This window comes from Microbacterium sp. K36 (assembly GCF_004794355.1).
Lineage (GTDB): Bacteria > Actinomycetota > Actinomycetes > Actinomycetales > Microbacteriaceae > Microbacterium > Microbacterium paraoxydans_D.
In genome coordinates, this window is sequence record NZ_SSDN01000041.1 from 1 (window position 1) to 22,571 (window position 22,571).

The following is a 22,571-nucleotide window of genomic DNA, read 5'->3' on the forward strand; positions in this document are numbered from 1 at the left end:
GGTCGAGCACCCACTCGTTGACCGTGAGCTCGGCCCCGCGGAACTGCTCCGTGATCGTTCCCCGCCTCGCTGTGGCCGTGGCCCGGCGCCGACGGGACGACCTGGCTGGCGGTGGCCGTCGGGGCTCTCGCGCTGAGCGCCCTCGGCGCGGGGCTCTGGCGGCGGCGACGCAGCTGAGTCCCTCTGCTGCACACGAGAGGCCCGGGGTTCGCCCCGGGCCTCTTCTGCACGCGGCGGGGAGTTTGCCGGTTCTCCACGGGTCGCGGTTCCGGGGCCGGACAGCGTGCCTCCGGTCCCCGATGCTCGCGGGGTAGCCACGAAAGGAGCCGCACATGCCGAACGTACTCATCCGCGATCTCGACCCCGGCGTGTATTCCGTGCTCACCGCGCGAGCGCAGGAGCGGGGACAGTCGCTGCAGCAGTACCTCTCGGCGGAGCTCGCCCGCATCGCCGCCCGCCCGACGCTGTCGGAGTTCCTGAGTGAACGAGAGCAGGAGCCGGAGGTGGCCGCGCTCACCCCGGAGCGCATTGTGGCCGCCGTGAACGAGGGGCGCGCCGGGCGGTGATCGTCGTCTGTGCGCGGTCCGAGGTGCCTAGCCCTTGACGGCGCCGGCGGCGAGACCCGAGCGCCAGTACTTCTGCAGCGTGAAGAACAGGGCGATGAGCGGGATCACGCCGAGCAGCGCCCCGAGCATGACGGCGCCCTTGTCGGGGGAGAAGTAGCTCATCATGCCGTAGAGGCCGAGCGTGACCGGCTTGAGGTCGGGGCTGGAGATCATCATGAGCGGGAGGAGGAAGTTGTTCCACGTGGCCACGAAGATGAACAGGAAGATCGTCACCATCGCGGGGCCGAGCAGCCGCAGCACGATCGTGAAGAAGATTCGGGCCTCACCGGCGCCGTCGATGCGGGCGGCCTCCAGCAGCTCGGTCGGCACCGACGACTGTGCGTAGACCATGCCGAGGAAGACGCCGAACGGCGAGACCGCCGAGGGGATGATGATCGCCCACACCGTGTTCGTGAGGCCGAGCGCCTGGAACTCGATGTACAGCGGCACCGTGAGCAGGGCGACAGGCAGGAGGAGCCCCGCCATGATGATGCCGACCGCGAGCTTCTTCCCGGGGAAGGCGAACTTGGCGATCGCGTAGCCGGCCATCACGGCGAACAGCGTGCCGATGACCCCGGCGCTGAGCGAGTAGAACAGGGAGTTGCCGACCCAGCGCCAGAACAGCCCCTGTGTCCAGCCCATGAGGCTGTCGTAGTTGGCGGCGAGGTTCGGCTCGGCGAACCAGAAGCCGAACGTCGACGTGAGGTCGGTGTTGTTCTTCGTCGAGGCCACGACGAGCCAGAACACCGGCACGAGGAAGTACAAGGTGGCGACGACGAGGGCGATGATGCCGAACGTGCGCGCGGCGGGGCCGGGGGCGATCGACGGGGGAGGGGCGTCCGCCGCCTGCGGTCTGCGAGAGCGCCGCTTCGTCGGCGGAGCCACGGTGACGAGTCGTGTGGTGGTCATGCGTCGCCCTTCCGCCGCTGGAGCAGTGCGTACACGATCGCGAGCACGCCCGCGATGCCGGCCATGAGCAGCGAGTACGCCGACGCCGGACCGCTGCCCGACGGCGACAGCTCGCCCATCATCGTGTTGTAGGTGAGCATCATCGGCGTGAAGTCCTTGCCCATCCAGGAGTTCGCGGCCTCCAGGATGACCGGTTCGTTGAACAGCTGGATCGTGCCGATGATCGACAGCAGCACGGCCAGCAGCGCGGCGCCGCGCACGAGCGGCACCTTGATGCGGGTCGCGATCTGGAATCCGGTCGCGCCGTCCAGGCGGGCGGCCTCGTAGAGGTCGCGCGGGATGGCCTGCAGGGCGCTGAGGAAGATGAGCATGTTGTAGCCCGTGTAGGTCCACGTCGTCATGTTCGCCATCGAGACGAGGATCGTCTGCGGCGACATGAGGTCGGTCCCCTCCGGCAGATACGGCAGGAAGGGCGACACCTCGGGCGTGTAGAGGTAGAGCCACATCATCGCCGCGATGATGCCGGGGACCGCGTACGGGAGGAAGAAGGCGAGGCGGAACAGGGCGGGGCGGCGCACGATGAACGAGTCCAGCAGCAGGGCCAGGGCGAGCGCCGCGATGATCATCACCGGGATCTGGAACGCCGCGTAGAGCACGACCCGTCCCATGCCGGCCCAGAAGGCGCCGTCCGTCGCCGCCGCGGCGAAGTTGTCGAGGCCGACGAAGGTGTCGACGAGCTCGCCGCCGCCGTACAGACCGCCGCCGGCGGGCACCTGGGCGAAGAACGACGACCGGACCGACACGATGATCGGGATGAGGAAGACGACGGCGAACAGCAGCGCGAACGGCGCCATGAACAGCCACCCGGTCAGCCCCTCCCGTCGGATCCGCGATCGCCTGGTCGACGGGGCGGCGGCGCGGCGCGCGGGAGGGAGCGGCACCGCTGCCCTCGTCTCGGTCACTGTGGCCATGATGTGCCTCTCGCTCTCACGACGACGGCGGAGTGCACGATCGCCCGTGCACTCCGCCGTCGTTCATCCGATGATGCCGTCCGGTCCGGTCATTCCGCGACCGGGAGGCCGAGGTCCTTGAGCGACGCGACGGCCGTGTCCTGCGCCGTCGTGAAGATGTCGGCGACCGTGGCGGTGCCGGCGGCGGCCGCGGCGGCCGTCTCGTTCATGTTCGCCAGGGTCGAGAAGCCGGGGGCGTAGGGGAAGTCGGGGTTGAGGTTCTCGGTGGCGGTGCCGAGCTCGGCCAGCACATCCTGACCGCCGAACTGACGCAGCATCTTCTCGGGCGTCTCCACCTCGCCCTTCGCGGCGACGACGAGGCCCTGGGAGGCGAGGTCGTCGACCTGCGTGTTGAACCAGTCGTTGAACTCCATGGCGGCCGCGGGGTTCTCGCAGCCCTTCATGACCGAGACGCCGGAGCCGCCGTCGGGGCCGGTCATCGCCCCGGCGCCGAAGTCGGGGAGCTGGGCGACGCGCCACTGCCCCTCGGCCGGGGTGCCGTCCAGAGAGTCGAGGAGGAAGCCGGCCTCCCAGGCCGCGCCGACGTGGCCGATGAGGCTGCCGTCGTTCAGCGCCGCCGTGAAGCCCTCGCCCCAGCGCTCGGTCGCGAGCGTCTGCTTGCCGTCGAGCAGACCCTGCCAGAAGGCGGCGACCCGCTCGGAGCCGGCGCCCTCGGCGTCCACCTTCCACTCCTCGCCCTCGGTGGAGAACCAGGTGTCTCCGGCGGCGGCCGCCTGTCCGGAGAGCCAGTTCTGCGCCTCGTCCGGAGTGAAGGCGGTGACGAACTTGCCGGCGGCGGCGGCCGTGGCGGAGGCGGCGGTCAGCTCGTCGAGCGTGGTCGGGGCGTCGAGGCCGAGCGCCTCGAACTCCGCGGTGTTGTAGAAGTAGACGAGGGGTCCGGTGTCCTGGGGGAGGCCCACGATGGCGTCGCCGACCCGCATGCCGCTGAACGCTCCGGCCGAGTAGTGGTCCTCGTACTTCTCGGCCTCCGCGGCGACGTCCTCCAGGAGACCCTTCACGTAGAGCTGCGGCACCTCGGAGTATCCGGTCTGCGCGAGGCACGGACCGTTCCCGGCCTTGATGTCGGTCTCGAGCTTGAGGATCATGTCGCTGGCCTTGCCGTCGAACTTCGTGGCCTTGACCTGGATGTCGGGGTGCTCCTCGTTCCAGCGGTCGACGATCTCCGCGACCGTGGTCATGCCCTCGCCGTCAGGGAGGCGGTGCATGTATTCGATGGTGACGGGCTCTCCGCCGGCGTCGCCGCCCCCGGATGCAGCCGGGGCGCAGGCCGCGAGTCCGAACGCCGACACCGCGCCGAGGGCGACGACCGCGGCGACGCGGGGGGTGCGTGAGGTGGGTGCCATGCTGTTCTCCTCTTTGAGGTCATGTTCCTGCGGATCGCCCGAAGCGGGGACGCGGCGAGGGTGCGCCGTCGATCACATGCACATCAAATCAGAAAATGTTTGCGCTCACAAGACGTCGATCAGCGGTCTGGCGACACATTCGCTTGGGCCGACGGGAGCGCTGACATCGCGTGGAGCCGAGCTCCGGTGGCAGGCGCACGCTCGACGGCCGGCGCCCTCGTTCCCGGGTCGCCGCCCGGGAACGACGAAACACCCGCACGCGCCGTGCGGGTGTTTCGAACCGAGGGGCTACGCCTTCTCTAGTTCGTCTTCGTCTTCGTCCGCGTACTCGTCGGCCCACTTGTCGACGTAGGCGTCTTCGTCGGAGTCGCTCGAATGCGCGAGCTCGCGCTCCAGCGCCGAGTAGTTCACCGACGGACTGTACGCCTTGAGTTCGCGGGCGATCTTGGTGTGCTTCGCCTTCTGACGGCCACGGCCCATGCCTGAGACCCCCTCACGAGTTAAGCTGCGGGCAGACGGGCGCCCGAGTCATTCACGACACCGGCTCGAGGCCGGTAAGAGTAGCATTCAGGATAGCACGCGGGGAACAGACCCTGGCCGCGGCCAGGCCGGCGAAGGGAGCGATCTCCATGACCGACAGCACCTCCACTCCGTCCGACGAGGCCACGCAGAACGCCGCTCTGCAGAAGGCCGTGATCGTCGGGATGCAGCTCGACCAGGACCCGCACGTTCTCGATGAGGCCGTCCGTTTCGCCCGGCTGCTGAACGCCCCGCTCGTGGTCGCCCACGTCGACATCACGCGCTTCGTCACCTATGAGGATCCGGACGGCTACGTGCACTCCGCTCCCATCGACATCAACTTCGACGCGGGGGCTGCCGAGTTCGAGGCCGTCGAGGCGGCCGCGGCCACCATGCTCGACGGGAAGGGCGTCACCTGGACGGCGCGGCAGCTCGTCGGCGACCCGGCGCTGGCCATCAAGCAGCTCGCGAACAAGCTCGACGCACAGCTCATCGTCGTCGGCACCCGCAAACGCGGCATCGGGGAGTCGATCCGGGAGTTCTTCACCGGCTCCGTGGCCGCCCGTCTGGCGCATCGTCAGCATCGCTCCGTGCTCGTCGTCCCCCTGGGGGAGTCCGTGCCGGACGAGCAGAAGGAGATCTGGCCGGAGTGATCCGTACATGACGAGGCCCCGCCGACGGATGTCGACGGGGCCTCGTGCGGTCACCCCAGGCTCAGGAGTCCGGTCGGCTCAGCGCCACCGTCACATCGCGGGCGGCCTGATCCAGCGCATTCTCGAGATCGGTGACCACGGACGCCGGGAGGACGCCGCCCTGGGCGACGTGGGTGCGCAGGTCGGTGCGGACGCGGGCGCGGAAGGCGTTCACGACGGCATCGGCCCGGTGGAGCTCCTCGCGGCTGGTCAGCCGTGCATCCTCGTTCGGGGTCCGAGGGCGCGACTTCGCCGCTGCCCTGTCGTCCTTCGTCGCCGTCGCGAGGTCGGCACGAAGGCTCTTCATCGCCTCCTGCACGCTCTGACGCACCTCGTTCGCGATGAGGCGGACGGTGTCCGTGATGCCCGCCTCGATGTCGGCGAGGTCGCTCTCGCGGGAGGCGAGTTCAGCGCGCCCGGCCTCGGTGATCGCGTAGATCGTCGTGCGTCCGTCGACGGTCTTGGTGACCAGCCCCTCCTCCTCGAGCTTCGCGAGGCGCGGGTAGATCGTGCCGGCGCTCGGCGTATACGTCCCGCCGGTGCGGTCCGTGAGGGACTGGATGATGCCGTAGCCGTGCTGCGGGGACTCCGCGAGCAGCGACAGCAGGTACAGGCGCAGGTCGCCGTGGGAGAAGACCGCGGGACTCATGCTTCCCACTCCGGGTCGTTCTCGATCGTCTGCGGAGCGCGGCGGAGGACCGTGACCCCTCCGGAGACGGAGTTGGCGCGGAGGTCGACGAAGCGTCCCGCGAGCTCCCCGGTGGTGCCGTTGTAGGTGCTCGGTCCGGACGAGCTGCGCTCGACGCCGTCGATGAGCAGGCGGCCGCTGAGCGAACGGATGACGTAGTTCGCCGCGAGGGACTCGTCGAGCCGCACCGTGGTGCCGCCGGAGACCGAGTTCACGGTGATCGTGTTGACGTCGCCCGCTGCGTCCACCAGCGTCGCGCCGGAGACGATGTCGACCGTGGCCTTGCGGATGGCACCCGTGACGGCCACGTCGCCGGAGACGCTGTTGGCGCTGAGCGAGCCGGTGAGGTTGCGGATCTGCACGTCGCCGGAGACCGAGTTCACGCTGAGGTCGCCGATGAGGGTGTCGACGATGATGTCGCCGGACACCGTGTTGAGACGCGTGTCGTTGCGGATGCCCGACACGAGGGCGCCGGCGCTCACGACGCCGAGGGTCAGGGCGATGCTGCGCGGGACGGCCACGCTCACCTCGGCGCGCGGACCACCGGAGCCGAAGTTCCGGAACACCTCGAGGAAGTTGTCCCAGCCGAGCTGCGGGTGGTCGATCTCGACCTCGCCGTCGCGGGACTCGATCCGGAGGTCCTTGGTGGTGACGCCGTGCACCTCGATCCGGATGCCTGGTTCGTCGTGGGCGATGACGTCGACCTGTCCGCCGACGAGGCCCACCTTGAGCCGGGTCGCGGAGGCGATGTCGATGACGCGTTCCTCGCCGGGGGCGATGAGCCACTTCTCGGTCATGTCTGCTTCTCCTGTGTCGAGGGATTCACGATATATCGTGTTGCCGTCACGATAACACGATATATCTCGATCCCGTCACCCCCTTTCCTTCGAATCGCCTGATTGGTCCCATCTCGGCCGGAAATAGGGCCAATCAAGCGATTCGAATGGGGTTGACCTTGACGTAACGGCAACTTCTACGGTGGAGGGGAACGACACGGAAGGGCGGGCAGATGAGTGAGCGGGACTGGTCGATCCAGGAGATCGCGCGACTGGCGGGGACGACGAGCCGCACGCTGCGGCACTACGACGACATCGGGCTGCTGCCGCCGTCGCGGATCGCCGCCAACGGGTACCGGCACTATGACGCGGCGGCGCTCGTGCGGTTGCAGCGGATCCTCCTGCTGAGGGAGCTCGGTCTCGGACTCCCGCAGATCGGTGAGGTGCTGGGCCCTTCGACAGGCTCAGGGACCCAGGTGGGTGGCTGAGCCTGTCGAAGTCCCGGCTGTGGGTGGCTGAGCCTGTCGAAGTCCTACTCGGCGGGCTTCAGCTTCGTGAGGATCTGCACGATGTTCGGCTGCGTCGGGTCGGCGGACGCGTAGGTGTCGTCCTCCGACGGCCAGCCGACGTAGTTGCGCGTGTTGAACTCACCCAGCAGCGGGTGGGCGCCCAGCGGGATGGCCGGCACCTGCTCGGAGAAGATCGTCTGCAGCGTGTCGATGGCGGTGGTGCGCTCCTCGTCGGATGAGGCGTTGGCGTAGGTGTTCAGCGCGGCGGTCGCCTCCGGGTCGTCGAAGCGGCCGAAGTTGAAGCCGGCCTTGCCCTCGGGCGAGATCCAGCGCGGGTCCATGGTCGACGTGTACAGGCCGTACGCCGTGCCGCTGTCCTCCAGCCAGTGGATGATCGCAGAGAACGTGCCGTTGTCGCGGGGGTCGGCCCAGCCACCCCAGTCGGGCATGTCGATCTTGACCTCGGCGCCGATGCTGTCCTTCACGTCCTCGGCGATGAGCTCCTGCGCGGTGTTCCAGTCGCTCCAGCCCGACGGGACGGAGAGCGTGAACGAGACGGGCGTGCCGTCGGGGTCGATCAGGGCGTCGTCCTTCCAGGTGTACCCGGCGGTCTCCAGCAGGTCACGTGCCTTCTCGGCGTCGACCTTGTAGTCCACGCCCTGGAACTCGGGCTGGATCTCGTCCTCGAGGATCGACGACAGGCCCGTGACCGACCAGACGGCCTCGCTGGCGCCCTCGCGCGCGATGTCGACGTAGGCGTCGCGGTCGATCACCCAGGCGAGCGCCTGACGGAAGGCGGGGTCGTCGAACGGCTTCTGCTGCAGGTTCATGAACAGCGTGGCGGAGCCGGTGGTCGGCGAGGCGAGGAACTTGTTGTGCTCCGGATCTGCCGAGAGGAACTGCTCCTCGATCTGCGGGATGAACGCCTGCGCCCAGTCGGCGTCGCCGTTCGCGAGGGCCGTGGTGAGGGCGGTGTTGTCACCGTACGAGACGTAGTGCAGCTCGGGCACGGCGAGGTCGCCGCCCCAGTAGTCGTCGCGCGCGTCCAGCGTGACCGATTCGGTCGACCAGTTCGCCATCGCGTAGGGGCCGGTGCCGACGAGGTCGTCGCCGGTGACGGGATCGGTCGCCGGGTCCTCGAACTTCTCCCAGATGTGCTTGGGGACGATCGGCACGTGCAGCACGCGTGCCTGGTTGACGTACTTGGAGTCGCCGAAGCTCAGCACGACCTTGTCGCCGTCGACCTCGGCACCCTCGTACTTGAGGCCGGCGGTGTCGAGGGCGGGGATCGAGGCGGTCTCGAACGAGAAGACGATGTCGTCGGCCGTGAACGGCTCGCCGTCGCTCCAGGTGACGTCCGCGCGCGGGACGACCGTGAGCTGCGTGTAGTCGTCGTTCCATTCGAGGCTCTCGGCGAGCCATGGCGTGGTACCGCGGTCTCCCGTCTGGTTCACCAGGGCCAGGGTCTCGAACACGACCTTGGCGTAGCCGTACTTCGACGCCGCTGAGTCGCCGACGAACGGGTTGTTCGACTCGGTGGTGATCGCGCCGTCCGGCTTGGCGATGGTGAGGGATGCGGATCCGGCGCCGTCGCCGTCGCCGGATCCACCGCCTGCCGAGCATCCGGCGAGCGCCGAGACGCCGAGGACGGCGACGGCGCTGGCGGCGATCAGGGTTTTCGTGAGCTTCATTGCTTCTCCTTGGGCACGGGTCCTTGTGCGGCGTGGCGGCCGACGGATCGCCTCCGACCGCCGCTTTTGCTTACTGTCGAGAAAGTAAGCTGTGGAGAGGTTACCGAGGAGTAAGTTGGTTGGCAAGCAGAGCGGGACGACGGGAGGTGGGCTCATGACGGACGACGTGCACACGGTGCGGGTGCGCCCGGCGACGCGGGAGAAGCGCGAGCAGATCCTCAAGGCGGCGGTGGAGATCTTCGGCAACAAGGGCTCCACGAACGGCACGCTCGCCGATGTCGCCGAGCAGGTCGGCATCACGCACGCGGGCGTGCTGCACCACTTCGGGTCGAAGCAGAAGCTCCTCCTCGAGGTGCTCGCCTACCGCGACCAGGCCGACGTGGCCGACCTCGCCGAGAAGCACATCCCCGACGGACCGGAGCTGTTCCTCCACCTCGTCCGCACGGCGTTCGCCAACGAGAAGCGGCCGGGCATCGTGCAGGCCTACACGGTCCTCTCCTCCGAGTCGGTGACCGACGACCACCCCGGCCGCGAGTACTTCGAGGAGCGCTACACGACCCTGCGCCGGGAGGTGACGGCGGCGTTCGGGGAGCTCTGCGCCCAGGAGGGCGTGACCGAACCCGCGACCATCGCCGCCGCCTCGGCCGCCATCCTCGCCGTGATGGACGGCCTGCAGCTCCAGTGGCTCCTGCATCCCGAGGTGATCGAACTCGGCGAGACGAGCGAGTTCGCGATCCAGGCGATCGTGAACGCCGTGCTGCGTCCCGGACCCGAACTGCCGACCTACGTGCACTGACCCTGCCGAGACCCCGCGTTCCCGTCGAGACCCCGCCCTCCCGGCGCGGCGAAGCCGGGGTCTCGGCGGAACGCCGGGGTCTCGGCGCACACCCGACTAGGCTCTGGCCATGACGATCGACCTCGAAGCGCTCTACATCGACCTGCATCAGCACCCCGAACTCTCGTTCCAGGAGACGCGCACCGCCGGCATCGCCGCCCAGCACCTGCGCGACCTGGGCCTCGAGGTCGAAGAAGGCGTCGGGCTGACCGGCGTGGTCGGGGTTCTCCGCAACGGCGAGGGTCCGGTCGTGTGGGTGCGCGCCGACATGGACGCGCTCCCGGTCGAGGAGCAGACGGGCCTCGCATATGCGAGCACCGCGAAGGGCGTCGACCCCGCAGGCACGACTGTTCCCGTCATGCACGCCTGCGGTCACGACATGCACGTCACCGCCATGATCGGCGCGGTCGAGAAGCTCGTCGCCGAGCGCTCCGCATGGTCGGGCACCCTCGTCGTGCTCATCCAGCCTGCCGAGGAGTACGGCGCCGGCGCCAGGGCCATGCTCGACGACGGTCTGCTCGCCCGCTATCCGAAGCCCGATGTGGTGCTCGGTCAGCACGTCACCCCGCTCCCCGCCGGGATCATCGGTGTGCGCAGCGGCACCCAGATGGCCGCGTCGGACGGTCTCACCGTCACCCTGCACGGCCGCGGCGGCCACGGCTCGCGCCCGCACGCGACGATCGACCCGGTCGTGATGGCGGCCGCGACCGTGATGCGCCTGCAGACGATCACCTCGCGCGAGATCGACCCGCAGGGGGTCGCCGTGGTGACGGTCGGCTCGATCCACGCCGGGCTCAAGAACAACATCATCCCGGCCGAGGCGAAGCTGGAGCTCAGCCTCCGCTACCCGAACGAGGACGTGCGGGAGAAGGTGCTGACGAGTGTCGAGCGGATCGTGCGCGCCGAGGCGATGGCCTCCGGCGCGGAGCGCGAACCCGAGATCCACACGCAGCACACGCTCCCCGCCACGATCAACGACGAGGAGGCGACGGCGCGGGTCTCGTCGGCGCTGCGTCGGGCGCTCGGGGAGTCGGCCGTCGTCGACCCCGGCATGTTCACCGGCAGCGAGGACGTCTCCTGGTTCGCCCGTGACGCCGAGGTGCCGCTCGTGTTCTGGTTCTGGGGCGGCGTCGACCCCGCGCGGTTCGCCGAGGCCGTCGCGGCGGGGACGGTGGAGAAGGACATCCCCACGAACCACTCGCCCTTCTTCGCGCCGGAGATCCATCCGACGATCGAGGTCGGGGTCACGGCGATGTCCGCCGCCGCCCGCGAGTTCCTCGCCTGAGCCAGGTCGGGCTGCTCAGACCTCGACGATCCCCGGCGCAGGCGGAGGCGGCGGCGCGAGCTGCCGCTGCGGCACGCCATGGGCCTCGCGGTGCAGCCGCTCCATGCGGGTGTCGAGTTCGGCAGCGGCATCGGCGGCATCGCTGAGGCTGTCGACGAGATGCGCCGGCACCTGGTTGGAGAACTTGTAGTAGATCTTGTGCTCCAGGCTCGCCCAGAAGTCCATCGCGATGGTGCGGAACTGCACCTCGACCGGCACGGACAGCGCGCCCGTCGAGAGGAAGACGGGGACCTCGATGATGGCGTGCAGGCTCTTGTACCCGTTCGGCTTCGGGTTCGCGATGTAGTCCTTCACCGTGCGGACGGTCACGTCGTCCTGCGCGGTCAGCAGATCGAACAGCCGGTAGACGTCGGCGACGAAGCTGCATGTCACCCGCACTCCGGCGATGTCGGTGATCTCGGCACGGATGCGGTCGAAGTCCGGGTCGTCGATGCCCTTCCTGGCGATCTTCTCGACGATGCTGTCTGGCGACTTCAGACGGCTCTTCACGTGCTCGATGGGGTTGTACGCGTGATCGTGGGTGAACTCGTCGCGGAGGATCGAGATCTTCGTCTCCACCTCGCGCATCCCGAACTCGTACTCGCGGAGGAAGCGCTGCAGCTGGTCGCGGAGCTCCTTCGCCTCGGAGATCAGGTGCTCGTCGACGGGGATCACGCTCATGGGGACGACGTTATCGATCCGTGATCGGAAACCCCTGTGGATTCGAGAGCGCGACGCGGGCGTCCTCGAGGTGTTGGCCGGAGAGCAGACCGGGGAGGCCGCGCCCCTGGCGGGTGGTGAACAGCAGCACGATCGCGACGAGGATCAGCACCGAGGAGAGCGCGTCGAACACCCCGCCGAGCATCCCGAGAGCCGTGAGTCCGCCGATGCCGCCCGCCCAGCGCAGCAGCCGGGCGAGCGCGGCCGGCAGTCGCGACCCGGTGTAGCGCAGCTGCACGGCGAGGTCTCCCACCGAGCGGCCGGTGACGAGGATGACCACGAGCCACAGCGCACAGGCCGCCGCCGTGCTCACCGTGCCGGCGAGGGTGCCGTCCAGAACAGCCTGACGGTCCTGCACGATGTACTCGAGCCAGAGCTGCACCGCGACGCCCCCGGCGAGCACGACGAAGCCGTTCGCGAGTCCGTCGCACAGCATCGCCAGCGCGCGGCGACCCCGGGTGACCGGGCGCGGCTCGTCGGCATCCGCCCGCGCCTGCAGACCGCGCAGCGACCGGGGCACCACGAGCGCGAGCACCGAGCCGAGCACGGCTCCGGTGGTGTTCGTCATCAGATCGCCGACGTCGAAGAAGCGGTAGGCGCACGGGTACAGACCCCAGACGCCGGTGAGCTGCGTGGTCTCCACGAGCAGCGAGAGCCCGAAGCCGGCGAGGAGCGCGGTCGGGAGGCCGCGTCCGCCCAGCACGCGGAGGAACGCCCCGAGCGGGACGAACAGCAGCACGTTGAACACGAGTTGGAGCAGGGCGGGCTGGCGCAGCGGGTTGCCCGGTGCCGCGAACGCCTTCTGCACGTCGCGCACCACGGACATCGGGTCGGTGATCGCCCCCACGCAGCGGATGGCGTCCGGGTCGGGCAACGGCAGCAGCGTGTACGTCCAGATGGCCCAGAAGTAGACGAGCGCCGCGAGCCAGAGCAGCGTGCGGCCGAGCGAGAGGCGTCCGCGGCGACGGTAACTGATCGCGACGAAGGGCACGAAGAGGACGACGCCCGCGGCCAGGCCGATCGCCACGGCGATGACCCCCAGAACCACCTGATCCCCCACTGACGCAAGGATACCGGCAGTCCGTGAGGATTCCGTGAGGGAGCGCCACCGGGCCGTAGGGATTCCGTGAGGATCGCGTGAGGGTGTCCCCGGTCGGCGTAGTGTCGCCGGACGTGTCAGAACAAACGAGGCCGACCCCGGACGCGCCGCCGCGCGCCAAGCGCATCCTGCTCGGCGACCCGCTGACGAGCGCCCAGGTCGACGAGCAGCTCCTCCCGAAGCGCATGGCGCTGCCGATCTTCGCCTCGGACGCGCTGAGCTCGGTGGCCTACGCCCCGCAGGAGCTCGTGATGATCCTGCTCATCGGCGGCCTCACGTTCCTGTCGTTCACCCCGCTCGTCGCCGCGGCCGTCGTCGTGCTGCTGCTCGTGGTGGTGCTCAGCTACCGGCAGCTCATCAAGGCGTACCCCTCCGGCGGCGGCGACTACGAGGTCGCGTCGAAGAACCTCGGCGAGGTCCCCGGGGTGATCGTGGCCGCGGCCCTCCTCGTCGACTACGTGCTCACGGTCGCCGTGTCGGTCGCGTCGGGGGTGGACAACATCATCTCGGCGGTGCCGGCGCTCGACCCGCTCCGCGTGGAGCTCGCGGTCGGCTTCGTCGTGCTCATCATCATCGTGAACCTCCGCGGCGTGCGCGAGGCGTCACTCGTGTTCGCGATCCCCACGTACGTGTTCATCGGCTCGGTCGGCGTCATGATCGTCACCGGGCTCGTCCGGACGGCACTCGGCGACGCCCCGATCGCGTCCAGTGCAGACTTCGCCGTGCAGGCCGAGGGCCTCAGCCAGGCGGCCGTGCTGCTGCTCATCCTCCGGGCATTCTCCAGCGGCTGCTCCGCGCTGACCGGGGTCGAGGCCGTGTCGAACGGCGTCCCCGCGTTCCGGGCCCCGAAGGTGCGCAACGCCCAGTCGACCCTCGTGCTCATGGGGACCATCGCGATCTGCCTGTTCTCCGGCCTCACCGCGCTCGCCCTCATCGCCGGCGTGCACTACGCCGAGAACCCCTGCGACCTCATCGGCTTCGACTGCACGACCCCGCAGCCGAGCCTCATGGCGCAGATCGCCGCGGCGACGTTCGGCGGCGGCAGCATCCCGTTCTTCATCGTGCAGGCGGCCACGGCCTGCGTGCTGCTCCTCGCGGCGAACACCGCCTTCAACGGCTTCCCCCTGCTCGGCGCCGTGCTCGCCCGCGACGGCTACGCCCCGAAGTCGCTGAACACCCGCGGCGACCGGCTCGTGTTCTCCAACGGCATGATCCTCCTCGGGATCGCCGCGATCGCCGTTCTCGTGGTGTTCCAGGCCCGGTTGACGACGCTGATCCAGCTCTACATCATCGGCGTCTTCGTCTCCTTCTCCCTCGGCCAGATCGGCATGGTGCGGCACTGGCGACGGCTGCTCCGGGCACCCGTCCCGCCGAATGGCGACGGTGCCGCGGACCGGCGTTCCGCGCGCGTGGGGCTGCTCATCAACTCCGCCGGGGCGACGCTGACCGTGCTCGTGCTCGTGATCGTGACGATCACGAAGTTCACGCACGGCGCCTACCTCGTGTTCTTCGCCATCCCGGTGCTCGCGTTCCTCATGATCGGCGTCAAGCGGTACTACCGGGACGTCGAGCACGAGATCGCCATCGACGACACCACCCGCTTCGGCGCCTCGGGCGACGTCGCCATCGTCCTCGTGAACCATCTGCAGAAGCCGGTGATGAAGGCCATCGACTATGCCATCGCCGCCAAGCACGACAAGACCCTCGCCGTGCACGTGGCCGTGTCGCAGGACGACGCCGCCCGCCTGCAGCAGGAGTGGACCGACCACCTCGTGCCGGTGCCGCTCGTGATCGTCGAGTCGCCGTACCGCTCGTTCGCCCAGCCCGTGACCCAGTTCATCCGGCAGTACCGCGAGAAGCACGGCTCCTCCGTCGTCACGGTCTACCTGCCGCAGTACATCGTGGGGCACTGGTGGGAGAACTTCCTGCACAACCGGCGCGCCCGCCGCCTCGCGAACCAGCTCATGCTCGTGCACGGGGTGTCGATCACCCTGGTGCCGTGGCTGCTCGATTCGTCCGAACTCATCTACGGCCGGCGCTCGCGTCCGCTGCCCGGTCAGGAGAGGGCAGGACGGCCCGTCGTGGTGGCCGGGCGCCGGGCGCACCGCCCCGCCGGGCCGCCCTCCGAGTCCTGACGGCGGCGGTCAGGCTCCGGCGAGGACCGCGCCGAGGATCGTCGCGGCCTCGGGGAAGCGGGACGGGTCGGCGCTCGCGTAGTTGAGCCGCACGTAGGAACCCGACGGCTCCGCGGGGAACCACTCGCTCCCTGGCGCGATGACGAGGCCGCGCGCCGCGCACTCCCGGACGACCGCGTCGGCGTCGGTGCCGTCCGGCAGCCGCAGCCAGAGGTTCAGCCCGCCCACCGGCACGGCCTCCACCAGCGCGGTCGGCGCCTGGGCGGTCAGGCACGACAGCAGCAGGTCGCGCCGCGAGCGCAGCTGCTCCCGGAAGCCGCGGAGGTGTGTGCGCCACGCCGGCTGCGTCACCACGTCGAGGGCCGCGGCCTGCAGGAGCCCGCTGACGTACATCGACTCCGCCGCGCGATCGGCGAGGATGCGATCCCTGGCGGGACCGCGCGCGATCACCGCCGCCACTCGCAGTGACGGCGACACGCTCTTCGTCAGCGAGCGCAGGTACACCACATGGCCGTCGTGGTCGGAGGCGGCCACGGGGCGGGGGTCGGCGTCGATGCCGAGGTCGTGCGCCCAGTCGTCCTCGATGAGGAAGGCGCCGTGGCGACGGACCGCGTCGAGCACGGCCTCCCCGGTCGCCGCCGGCCACTGCGCGCCGGTGGGGTTCGCGAAGGTGGGCTGCGCGTAGAACGCGCGGGCTCCGGTCTCGGCGAGCGCCCTGTCGACCGCGTCCGGATCCGGACCCTGCGGCCCGGAGGGGACGGGAACGAGCACGACCCCCGCCTGCTCCGCCGCGAGCAGGGCGCCCCAGTAGGTCGGCGACTCGATGAGCAGCGGCCGGCCGACGCCGACGACCGCCCGGAAGATCGAGCTCAGTCCGCTCTGGCTCCCGGAGATGACGACGGCGTCGCGGGCGGTCGGCACCGTGATCCCCGCCGGGGCCGCCGCGGCCAGCTCCGCCGCGAACCATTCCTGCAGCCCGGGCTCGCCGGCCGCGGGCGAGCGGGTGAGGGCGGACCCGGTGCGGGAGGCGCGCACGAGGGCCTGGCGGACGAGCCGCTCGGGGAGGAGATCCGGAGCGGGATACCCGGAGTGCAGCCCGATCGCGTCCGGCGAGGTCGGGCGCTGCGCCGAGGAGAGACCGCCGAGGCGCACGGCGGCCGCGCCGAGCGCCCCGGCCTGCCAGCCGTAGTCCGCCGGCATGAGCGTGCGCGCGGCGCGGACGAAGGTGCCGACGCCGGGTCGCGCGTCGACGAGCCCGAGGCGGACGAGCTGCTGCACGGCCTTCTGCACGGTCACGGGGCTCGCGGCGTACTCGGCCGTGAGTGCGCGGTTCGAGGGGAGGCGGGCGCCGGGGGCGGCCGTGGCGATCCACGCCCGCAGGCCGGCCACGATGCGCGCGGTGCTATCCTGACTCATGAAAGAACACAGTAGCGTTATCCGTCCGAACGGAACACTGCTATCCCGCGCCGCCGGTCCCGGTTGGGGGCTGCTGGGCGTCGTCGCCTTCTCGTTCACGCTCCCCTTCACGCGGATCGCGCTCGGCGGCGGACTCTCGCCGCTGTTCATCGGCTCCGCGCGCGCGGTCGTCGCCACCGTGCTCGCCGCGGTCGTCCTCCTCGCCACGCGTCAGCAGCCGCCGAGCCCGATCCAGTGGGCCCGCCTGGCGGTCGTCGCGCTCGGTGTGGTCGCCGGCTTCCCGCTGCTGACCTCATTCGCCATGACCACGACGCCGGCGAGCCACGGCGCGGTGGTGATCGGCCTCCTCCCCGCCGCGACCGCCGTGGCCGTCGTGCTGCGCACCCGCGAGCGCCCGTCCGCCTCCTTCTGGGTCTTCGCGCTCCTCGGGTCCGCGGCGGCCCTCGTCTTCGCGACGCTGCAGAACGGCACGCCCGGCGCCCTTCGCCCCGCCGACCTCCAGCTGTTCGGCGCCGTGATCGCGGCGGCCGTCGGCTACGCGGAGGGCGGCCTGCTCGCGCGCGAGCTCGGCGCCTGGCAGACGATCTCCTGGGCCCTGGTGCTCGCAGCTCCCGTCATGCTCGCGGTGGCCGTGGCCGCCGGGGTCGCCGCCCCGCCCATCGCCAGCCCGGCCGCGTGGCTCGCATTCGCCTACCTGGCCGCGGTCAGCATGTTCCTCGGATTCTTCGCCTGGTACCGCGGCCTCGCCATCGGCCCGATGGCACAGGTGAGTCAGATCCAGCTCGTCCAGCCCGTCATGGGCATCACCTGGGCCGCCTTCCTCTTCCATGAGGACGTCGGTGGGGCCACGGTGCTCGGCGGGCTCGCCGTCGTCGTGTGCGCCGGGCTCGCCGTCCGCACCCGCAGCTCTTCTCCCACCCCCACCCCCACCCGACAGGAGGCGCCATGCGTCACACCCCCCGCTACCTCATGACCGACCCCGACGAGGTGAAGCGCCTCATCCGCGCCCACCCGTGGGCGACGTTCGTCTCACCGACCTCCGCCGGACTCGTCGCCTCGCACTACCCGGTGCTGCTCGACGAGGACGAGGACGACATCGTGCTCGTGAGCCACTTCGGGCGTCCGGACGACGAGCTCCACGAGCTCGGTCGACACGAGATCCTGGTGATCATCCAGGGACCGCACGACTACGTCTCCTCGAGCCTCTACGCACCCGGAGACCTCGTCCCGACGTGGAACCATGTCACCGCGCACCTCTCCGGCACCCCGGAGATCCTCACCGCGGAGGAGAACTACGCCATGCTCACCCGGCTCACCGACCACTTCGAGGGAGGGCAGCCGCACGGGCGAAGCCTCGCGGAGGATGAGCCCGGCACCCGGCGGGCGGCGAAGGGCACGGTGGGCCTCCGGCTCCGGGTCACCCGGTTCGACGCGCGCGCCAAGCTCAGCCAGAACAAGGCTCCCGAGGTGCGCGAGCGCATCGCCGCCCGGTTCGACGCGGTCCACCCCGCCCTCGCCGCCGAGATGCGCCGCGTCTGACCCCCGTTCGAATCGCGCACTGTGCTCCATCTCGGCCGGATGTGCAGCACAGTGAGCGATTCGAACGGAGTCAGAGGACGAGCGTGGCGAGGACGACCGTGGGCACCGCGGCGACGGCCCCCCAGAGCGCGAAGCGGCCCCAGCGGATCTCGACCCCGAGCGCCGTCACGCGATGGTGCCAGAGGAGTGTCGCGAGCGAGGCCCACGGCGTGATGAGCGGACCGAGGTTCACACCGATCAGCAGGGCCATCAGGGCGACCGGGTCCCCGGCCGCGGGTTCGAGCACGAGGTAGGCGGGGAGGTTGTTGATCGCGTTCGCACTCACAGCCCCGAGCGCCGCGAGCCGGAACAGGTCGCCGAGAGAGTCGCCGTTCGCGGTGGGCGAGGTCAGGAAGTCGAGCAGTCCCTGCGCGTGCGCGGTCTCGACCAGGACGAACAACGACGCGGCGAGCGCGAGCGCCTGCCACGGGACGAGCGACAGCCGCAGGGCCCGGCGACGGCGGACGGCGAAGAGCACGATCAACGCGAGAGCCGCCGCCGCGGCCGGGATCCACACGACGGGGGTGAGCGCGAGCAGCGGCATCAGGACGACGAGGATGCCGGTGGCGCTCCAGAACAGCGTCGGATCGGCGGGCCGCCGGGGCACGGGGGTCTCGTACGTACCGAAGACCGTGCGCCGATGCAGGACCGTGAGGATCGCGACGGGCACCAGGATCCCCACGAGCGTGGGCGCCCAGCTCAGCGCGATGAACGCCCCGGGGCCTTCCCCCATCGCGGGCGCGGCGAGCAGGTTCGTCAGGTTCGAGACCGGCAGCGCGAGCGACGCGGTGTTGGCGAGCCAGACGGTGGCCAGGGCGAACGGCAGCGGGGAGACGCCGATGCTCTGCGCCAGCACGACCACGACAGGGGTGACGATCACGGCGGTCGTGTCGAGCGAGAGGAACACGGTGCTCACCACGGCGAGCACGACCACCAGCGCCCACAGCACCACCACGCGGCCGCGACCCCAGCGCGCGAGGCGCTGCGAGACGACGTCGAACACCGCCGCGTCGCGGGCGAGCTCGGCGACGATCGTGATCGCGACGACGAACCCCAGCACCGGCGCGATCCGCTCCCCGAGCGCACCGGCGTCCGTGCGCGGCAGGAACCCCGTGAGCACGCACCCGAGCGCGACCACCACGAGCCCGGCGACGATCCACGTCCCCGTCCCGATCCGCATCCTTCTGATCCCCACCTCGTGAGCATAGGGCCGGCGCCCCCTTTCGAATCGCGCACCTGGCTGCATCGGCGGCGGGTTGGGGACCAGGTGCGCGATTCGAAGGCCGTCTCCGTGAGCAACCCGCATGCATCCGGGGAACGGGGCGTAGGGGAAACGTGAGGATCGGCGGAGGCGGCCGGGCGGCGCAGTTGGATCGAGGACGTGCTCGACATCATCTACCTCGCGCTGACCCTGGCGCTGTTCGCCCTCGTGTCCCTCATCGCCAAGGCGGTGGACCGCGCATGATCGTCTTCGAGATCCTCGCCGCCGTCCTCGCCGTCGCCGCGGTCGTCTATCTGGTCGTGGCGCTCGTCGCCCCGGAGCGCTTCTGATGGACGCGACGATCCTGTACGGCGTCCTCCAGATCACGGCCGTCGTGGTCGTGCTCATGCTCCTCTACCGCCCCCTCGGCGACTACATCGCGCACGTCTACACCTCCGGCCGCGACCTGCGCGTCGAGCGCGGGCTCTACCGGGTGATCGGCGTCGACCCCCGCTCCGAGCAGACCTGGCGCGCCTACGCCCGCAGCGTGCTGCTCTTCTCCCTCGTCGGACTCCTGCTCGTCTACGGGCTGCAGCGGCTCCAGGCCTTCCTCCCCGCGTCGCTCGGCCTGCCCGCCGTGCCGGAGGGACTCGCGTTCAACACGGCCGCGTCCTTCGTCGCGAACACCAACTGGCAGTCGTACTCGCCCGAGCAGACCATGGGCTACACGGTGCAGCTCGCGGGCCTCACGGTGCAGAACTTCGTCTCCGCTGCGGTCGGCCTCACCATCGCCATCGCCCTGATCCGCGGTCTCGCGCGCCGCGGCTCCGCGACGATCGGCAACTTCTGGGTCGACCTCACCCGCGGTCTGGGGCGGCTGCTCCTCCCGCTCGCCCTGATCGGCGCGGTGGCCCTGCTCGCGGGCGGCGTGATCCAGAACGTGAACGGCTTCACCGACGTCGCCACGGTCTCCGGCGGCACGCAGACGATCCCCGGCGGTCCGGTCGCGTCGCAGGAGGCCATCAAGCTGCTCGGCACCAACGGCGGCGGCTTCTTCAACGCCAACTCCGCCCATCCCTTCGAGAACCCGACCGGATGGACGAACCTCCTCCAGGTGCTGCTGATCCTGGTGATCCCGTTCGCCCTCCCCCGCACGTTCGGCCGACTGATCGGCGGCCACCGGCAGGGGTACGCGATCGTCGCGGTCATGGGCACCCTGTTCCTCGCCTCGCTCGCCGCGCTCTCGGCCCTGGAGCTGGCGGGACGCGGCGCTGCGCCCGAACTCGCCGGGGCCGCGATGGAGGGCAAGGAGCAGCGCTTCGGAATCCTCGGCTCGACCCTCTTCGGCAGCGCGAGCACCCTCACCTCGACCGGGGCCGTGAACTCGATGCACGATTCGTACACCGCGCTCGGCGGCATGATGCCGATGCTGAACATGATGCTCGGCGAGGTCGCTCCGGGCGGCGTCGGCTCCGGTCTGTACGGGATGCTCGTGCTCGCGATCGTCGCGGTCTTCGTCGGCGGGCTGCTCGTGGGCCGCACCCCGGAGTGGCTCGGGAAGCGCATCGGACCGCGGGAGATGACCCTCGCGAGCCTCTACATCCTCGTGGTCCCGGTGCTCGTCCTCGGCGGTACGGCCCTGAGCTTCGCGATCCCCGGGATCCGCGAGGACGTGGAGTCCACGAGCATCCTCAACCCCGGTGTGCACGGCATGAGCGAGGTGCTCTACGCGTTCACCTCCGCCGCGAACAACAACGGGTCCGCGTTCGCCGGGCTCACCGCGAACACCCCGTGGTTCAACACCGCCCTGGGCGTCGCGATGCTGCTCGGGCGCTTCCTCCCGATCGTGCTCGTGCTGGCCCTCGCCGGGTCGTTCGCCGCGCAGGAGCGGGTGCCGGCCACGACCGGCACGCTCCCCACCCACCGGCCGCAGTTCGTCGGCCTGCTCCTCACCGTGACCGTCGTCGTGACGGCCCTCACCTACTTCCCCGTGCTCGCACTGGGACCGCTCGCCGAAGGACTCTGACCATGACCCTCCTCACCACCCCTCCCGAACAGCAGGACGCCCCGACACCGCGCACCGCCCGCCCGCCGCGCTCGTTCGGTGGCGCCCAGCTCGCCCAGGCGCTCCCCGGCGCCCTCCGGAAACTGAACCCCGCGACGCTCGTGCGCAACCCCGTGATGCTCCTCGTCTGGGTCGGCGCCGCGTTCACGACCGTGCTCGCGATCGCGGAGCCCTTCCTCGGCGGACCCGCCCCCTCCGGCGGCACCCCCGTCCCGGCGGCGTTCACCTGGGGCATCGCGATCTGGCTCTGGCTGACCGTGTTCTTCGCGAACGTCGCGGAGTCGGTCGCCGAGGGGCGGGGCAAGGCCCAGGCCGCGAGCCTGCGGAACACCCGCACCCAGACGATGGCGCGGCGGGTGGTGGGCCCTTCGACAGGCTCAGGGACCCAGAACATCGGCTCAGGGACCCAGGGCGGCGTGGAGTGGGTCGCTGAGCTCGTCGAAGCGCCGACGGAGACGGTGTCGTCGGCGGAGCTGCAGCGCGACGACCTCGTGATCGTCACCGCGGGTGAGCTGATCCCGGGCGACGGCGACATCGTCGCGGGCATCGCGACGGTGGACGAATCGGCCATCACCGGCGAGAGCGCCCCCGTCGTCCGCGAATCGGGCGGCGACCGCAGCGCCGTCACCGGCGGCACCCGGGTGCTGTCGGACCGGATCGTCGTGCGCATCACGTCGAAGCCGGGCGAGACGTTCGTCGACCGCATGATCGCTCTCGTCGAGGGGGCGAGCCGGCAGCGCACCCCGAACGAGATCGCCCTGAACATCCTCCTCGCGAGCCTGTCGATCGTGTTCGTCGTGGTGGTCCTCGCGCTGAACCCGATCGCGTCGTACGCGGCGTCGCCGGTGAGCATCCCCGTCCTCATCGCCCTGCTCGTCTGCCTCATCCCGACCACGATCGGCGCGCTCCTCTCCGCCATCGGCATCGCGGGCATGGACCGGCTCGTGCAGCGCAACGTGCTGGCGATGTCGGGGCGGGCGGTGGAGGCCGCGGGCGACGTCACCACGCTGCTCCTCGACAAGACCGGCACCATCACCCACGGCAACCGCCGCGCCCACGCCGTGCTGCCGCTCACCGGGGTGGACGCCGCGGAGCTGCTGCGCACCGCCGCCCTCTCCTCCCTCGCCGACCCGACACCGGAGGGCGCGTCGATCGTCGAGCTCGCCGCCGCCCGCGGGATCCGGGTCGAGGCCCCGGCGGATGCCGTCGTCGTCCCGTTCACCGCGCAGACGCGCATGAGCGGCCTCGACCTCGCCGACGGCACGCAGATCCGCAAGGGCGCCGCCTCGGCCGTGGCGGCCTGGCTGGGGCAGGGGGCCGATGACGAGCTCACGGTCCTCACCGACGACGTCGCCTCGGGCGGCGGCACGCCCCTCGTCGTCGCGGTGCAGGGCCCTTCGACAGGCTCAGGCCCTTCGACAGGCTCAGGGACCCA

At 70.4% G+C, this 22,571-nt stretch carries 21 protein-coding genes and 1 pseudogene; 11 read left to right on the forward strand and 11 right to left on the reverse strand.

Annotated features, from left to right (window positions below):
* Positions 1 to 332 precede the first annotated feature (332 nt).
* The gene (locus DW296_RS02505; protein ID WP_136050954.1) at positions 333 to 566 is read left to right on the forward strand and encodes a FitA-like ribbon-helix-helix domain-containing protein; all 234 of its coding nucleotides are present in this window, start codon (positions 333 to 335) and stop codon (positions 564 to 566) included.
* Positions 567 to 593: 27 nt separating this feature from the next.
* Here the strand turns inward: DW296_RS02505 and DW296_RS02510 are convergent, their stop codons facing one another.
* The 4 genes from DW296_RS02510 to DW296_RS02525 all read right to left on the reverse strand — a co-directional run bounded on the left by DW296_RS02510 (position 594) and on the right by DW296_RS02525 (position 4,368).
* Positions 594 to 1,514 (reverse strand): carbohydrate ABC transporter permease, encoded by a 921-nt coding sequence (locus DW296_RS02510; protein WP_060922297.1) that lies wholly within the window; start codon positions 1,512 to 1,514, stop codon positions 594 to 596.
* Complete coding sequence (locus tag DW296_RS02515; RefSeq protein WP_136050955.1) at positions 1,511 to 2,485, reverse strand: carbohydrate ABC transporter permease; 975 nt, start codon at positions 2,483 to 2,485, stop codon at positions 1,511 to 1,513. Before DW296_RS02515 ends, DW296_RS02510 begins: the two co-directional genes overlap by 4 nt.
* Positions 2,486 to 2,574: 89 nt before the next feature.
* Positions 2,575 to 3,888 (reverse strand): ABC transporter substrate-binding protein, encoded by a 1,314-nt coding sequence (locus tag DW296_RS02520; RefSeq protein ID WP_136050956.1) that lies wholly within the window; start codon positions 3,886 to 3,888, stop codon positions 2,575 to 2,577.
* 288 nt (positions 3,889 to 4,176) lie between these two features.
* Positions 4,177 to 4,368: a DUF3073 domain-containing protein gene (locus DW296_RS02525; RefSeq protein WP_025104705.1), complete on the reverse strand. Its 192-nt coding sequence runs from the start codon at positions 4,366 to 4,368 to the stop codon at positions 4,177 to 4,179.
* 149 nt (positions 4,369 to 4,517) lie between these two features.
* Here DW296_RS02525 and DW296_RS02530 point away from each other — a divergent pair, with 149 nt between their 5' ends.
* Positions 4,518 to 5,060, forward strand: coding sequence for a universal stress protein (locus DW296_RS02530; protein WP_025104704.1), 543 nt, complete (start codon positions 4,518 to 4,520; stop codon positions 5,058 to 5,060).
* Between the two features lie 61 nt (positions 5,061 to 5,121).
* On the opposite strand, the gene DW296_RS02535 is transcribed toward DW296_RS02530, so the two are convergent.
* Both DW296_RS02535 and DW296_RS02540 read right to left on the reverse strand, forming a co-directional pair.
* The gene (locus DW296_RS02535) at positions 5,122 to 5,748 is read right to left on the reverse strand and encodes a PadR family transcriptional regulator (protein WP_136050957.1); all 627 of its coding nucleotides are present in this window, start codon (positions 5,746 to 5,748) and stop codon (positions 5,122 to 5,124) included.
* A complete protein-coding gene (locus DW296_RS02540) occupies positions 5,745 to 6,584 on the reverse strand; it encodes a DUF4097 family beta strand repeat-containing protein (RefSeq protein ID WP_025104702.1) in 840 nt (279 codons plus the stop codon). Before DW296_RS02540 ends, DW296_RS02535 begins: the two co-directional genes overlap by 4 nt.
* Positions 6,585 to 6,796: 212 nt before the next feature.
* Here DW296_RS02540 and DW296_RS02545 point away from each other — a divergent pair.
* Positions 6,797 to 7,024: pseudogene (locus DW296_RS02545) on the forward strand (MerR family transcriptional regulator); the annotation flags it as partial.
* 71 nt (positions 7,025 to 7,095) lie between these two features.
* Here the strand turns inward: DW296_RS02545 and DW296_RS02550 are convergent.
* Positions 7,096 to 8,763 carry an ABC transporter substrate-binding protein gene (locus DW296_RS02550; RefSeq protein ID WP_136050958.1) on the reverse strand — a complete coding sequence of 556 codons (1,668 nt, stop codon included), beginning with the start codon at positions 8,761 to 8,763 and terminating at the stop codon, positions 7,096 to 7,098.
* A gap of 154 nt (positions 8,764 to 8,917) precedes the next feature.
* Between DW296_RS02550 and DW296_RS02555 the strand changes: the two genes are divergently transcribed.
* Together DW296_RS02555 and DW296_RS02560 are read left to right on the forward strand one after the other, a co-directional pair.
* Positions 8,918 to 9,559, forward strand: coding sequence for a TetR/AcrR family transcriptional regulator (locus tag DW296_RS02555; protein ID WP_136050959.1), 642 nt, complete (start codon positions 8,918 to 8,920; stop codon positions 9,557 to 9,559).
* A gap of 109 nt (positions 9,560 to 9,668) precedes the next feature.
* Entirely contained in the window at positions 9,669 to 10,883 is a 1,215-nt protein-coding gene (locus DW296_RS02560; RefSeq protein WP_136050960.1) for an amidohydrolase, read from the forward strand.
* Between the two features lie 15 nt (positions 10,884 to 10,898).
* Here the strand turns inward: DW296_RS02560 and DW296_RS02565 are convergent, their stop codons facing one another.
* The gene (locus DW296_RS02565) at positions 10,899 to 11,603 is read right to left on the reverse strand and encodes a GTP pyrophosphokinase (protein ID WP_025104005.1); all 705 of its coding nucleotides are present in this window, start codon (positions 11,601 to 11,603) and stop codon (positions 10,899 to 10,901) included.
* Positions 11,604 to 11,613: 10 nt separating this feature from the next.
* Complete coding sequence (locus DW296_RS02570; RefSeq protein WP_136050961.1) at positions 11,614 to 12,702, reverse strand: VanZ family protein; 1,089 nt, start codon at positions 12,700 to 12,702, stop codon at positions 11,614 to 11,616.
* A 224-nt stretch (positions 12,703 to 12,926) separates the two neighbouring features.
* Between DW296_RS02570 and DW296_RS02575 the strand changes: the two genes are divergently transcribed.
* Positions 12,927 to 14,876, forward strand: coding sequence for an APC family permease (locus tag DW296_RS02575; RefSeq protein WP_446724123.1), 1,950 nt, complete (start codon positions 12,927 to 12,929; stop codon positions 14,874 to 14,876).
* Between the two features lie 9 nt (positions 14,877 to 14,885).
* Here the strand turns inward: DW296_RS02575 and DW296_RS02580 are convergent, their stop codons facing one another.
* Positions 14,886 to 16,292 (reverse strand): aminotransferase-like domain-containing protein, encoded by a 1,407-nt coding sequence (locus tag DW296_RS02580; RefSeq protein WP_136050962.1) that lies wholly within the window; start codon positions 16,290 to 16,292, stop codon positions 14,886 to 14,888.
* Here DW296_RS02580 and DW296_RS02585 point away from each other — a divergent pair.
* Both DW296_RS02585 and DW296_RS02590 read left to right on the forward strand, forming a co-directional pair.
* Positions 16,291 to 17,265, forward strand: a complete 975-nt coding sequence (locus DW296_RS02585; protein WP_136050963.1) for a DMT family transporter — start codon at positions 16,291 to 16,293, stop codon at positions 17,263 to 17,265. The genes DW296_RS02580 and DW296_RS02585 overlap by 2 nt on opposite strands.
* A complete protein-coding gene (locus tag DW296_RS02590) occupies positions 17,238 to 17,831 on the forward strand; it encodes an FMN-binding negative transcriptional regulator (RefSeq protein ID WP_136050964.1) in 594 nt (197 codons plus the stop codon). The genes DW296_RS02585 and DW296_RS02590 overlap by 28 nt, the downstream gene beginning before the upstream one ends.
* 70 nt (positions 17,832 to 17,901) lie before the next feature.
* On the opposite strand, the gene DW296_RS02595 is transcribed toward DW296_RS02590, so the two are convergent.
* Positions 17,902 to 19,050, reverse strand: a complete 1,149-nt coding sequence (locus DW296_RS02595; RefSeq protein WP_136050965.1) for an SLC13 family permease — start codon at positions 19,048 to 19,050, stop codon at positions 17,902 to 17,904.
* 281 nt (positions 19,051 to 19,331) lie between these two features.
* Here DW296_RS02595 and DW296_RS02600 point away from each other — a divergent pair, with 281 nt between their 5' ends.
* The 3 genes from DW296_RS02600 to DW296_RS02610 all read left to right on the forward strand — a co-directional run.
* Positions 19,332 to 19,421 (forward strand): potassium-transporting ATPase subunit F, encoded by a 90-nt coding sequence (locus DW296_RS02600; protein WP_036292752.1) that lies wholly within the window; start codon positions 19,332 to 19,334, stop codon positions 19,419 to 19,421.
* Positions 19,421 to 21,097 carry a potassium-transporting ATPase subunit KdpA gene (kdpA, locus tag DW296_RS02605; protein ID WP_136050966.1) on the forward strand — a complete coding sequence of 559 codons (1,677 nt, stop codon included), beginning with the start codon at positions 19,421 to 19,423 and terminating at the stop codon, positions 21,095 to 21,097. The genes DW296_RS02600 and kdpA overlap by 1 nt, the downstream gene beginning before the upstream one ends.
* A gap of 2 nt (positions 21,098 to 21,099) precedes the next feature.
* Positions 21,100 to 22,571 (forward strand): HAD-IC family P-type ATPase (locus tag DW296_RS02610; RefSeq protein WP_136050967.1); only part of this gene is annotated, 1,472 nt, incomplete at its 3' end.

What these genes read in the sequence shown, in the direction of transcription:
- DW296_RS02505 (WP_136050954.1), top strand. Translation starts at nt 333, where the DNA reads ATGCCGAACGTACTCATCCGCGATCTCGACCCCGGCGTGTATTCCGTG.
- DW296_RS02510 (WP_060922297.1), bottom strand. Translation starts at nt 1,514, where the DNA reads ATGACCACCACACGACTCGTCACCGTGGCTCCGCCGACGAAGCGGCGC.
- DW296_RS02515 (WP_136050955.1), bottom strand. Translation starts at nt 2,485, where the DNA reads ATGGCCACAGTGACCGAGACGAGGGCAGCGGTGCCGCTCCCTCCCGCG.
- DW296_RS02520 (WP_136050956.1), bottom strand. Translation starts at nt 3,888, where the DNA reads ATGGCACCCACCTCACGCACCCCCCGCGTCGCCGCGGTCGTCGCCCTC.
- DW296_RS02525 (WP_025104705.1), bottom strand. Translation starts at nt 4,368, where the DNA reads ATGGGCCGTGGCCGTCAGAAGGCGAAGCACACCAAGATCGCCCGCGAA.
- DW296_RS02530 (WP_025104704.1), top strand. Translation starts at nt 4,518, where the DNA reads ATGACCGACAGCACCTCCACTCCGTCCGACGAGGCCACGCAGAACGCC.
- DW296_RS02535 (WP_136050957.1), bottom strand. Translation starts at nt 5,748, where the DNA reads ATGAGTCCCGCGGTCTTCTCCCACGGCGACCTGCGCCTGTACCTGCTG.
- DW296_RS02540 (WP_025104702.1), bottom strand. Translation starts at nt 6,584, where the DNA reads ATGACCGAGAAGTGGCTCATCGCCCCCGGCGAGGAACGCGTCATCGAC.
- DW296_RS02550 (WP_136050958.1), bottom strand. Translation starts at nt 8,763, where the DNA reads ATGAAGCTCACGAAAACCCTGATCGCCGCCAGCGCCGTCGCCGTCCTC.
- DW296_RS02555 (WP_136050959.1), top strand. Translation starts at nt 8,918, where the DNA reads ATGACGGACGACGTGCACACGGTGCGGGTGCGCCCGGCGACGCGGGAG.
- DW296_RS02560 (WP_136050960.1), top strand. Translation starts at nt 9,669, where the DNA reads ATGACGATCGACCTCGAAGCGCTCTACATCGACCTGCATCAGCACCCC.
- DW296_RS02565 (WP_025104005.1), bottom strand. Translation starts at nt 11,603, where the DNA reads ATGAGCGTGATCCCCGTCGACGAGCACCTGATCTCCGAGGCGAAGGAG.
- DW296_RS02575 (WP_446724123.1), top strand. Translation starts at nt 12,927, where the DNA reads ATGGCGCTGCCGATCTTCGCCTCGGACGCGCTGAGCTCGGTGGCCTAC.
- DW296_RS02585 (WP_136050963.1), top strand. Translation starts at nt 16,291, where the DNA reads ATGAAAGAACACAGTAGCGTTATCCGTCCGAACGGAACACTGCTATCC.
- DW296_RS02580 (WP_136050962.1), bottom strand. Translation starts at nt 16,292, where the DNA reads ATGAGTCAGGATAGCACCGCGCGCATCGTGGCCGGCCTGCGGGCGTGG.
- DW296_RS02590 (WP_136050964.1), top strand. Translation starts at nt 17,238, where the DNA reads ATGCGTCACACCCCCCGCTACCTCATGACCGACCCCGACGAGGTGAAG.
- DW296_RS02595 (WP_136050965.1), bottom strand. Translation starts at nt 19,050, where the DNA reads ATGCGGATCGGGACGGGGACGTGGATCGTCGCCGGGCTCGTGGTGGTC.
- DW296_RS02600 (WP_036292752.1), top strand. Translation starts at nt 19,332, where the DNA reads ATGATCGTCTTCGAGATCCTCGCCGCCGTCCTCGCCGTCGCCGCGGTC.
- kdpA (WP_136050966.1), top strand. Translation starts at nt 19,421, where the DNA reads ATGGACGCGACGATCCTGTACGGCGTCCTCCAGATCACGGCCGTCGTG.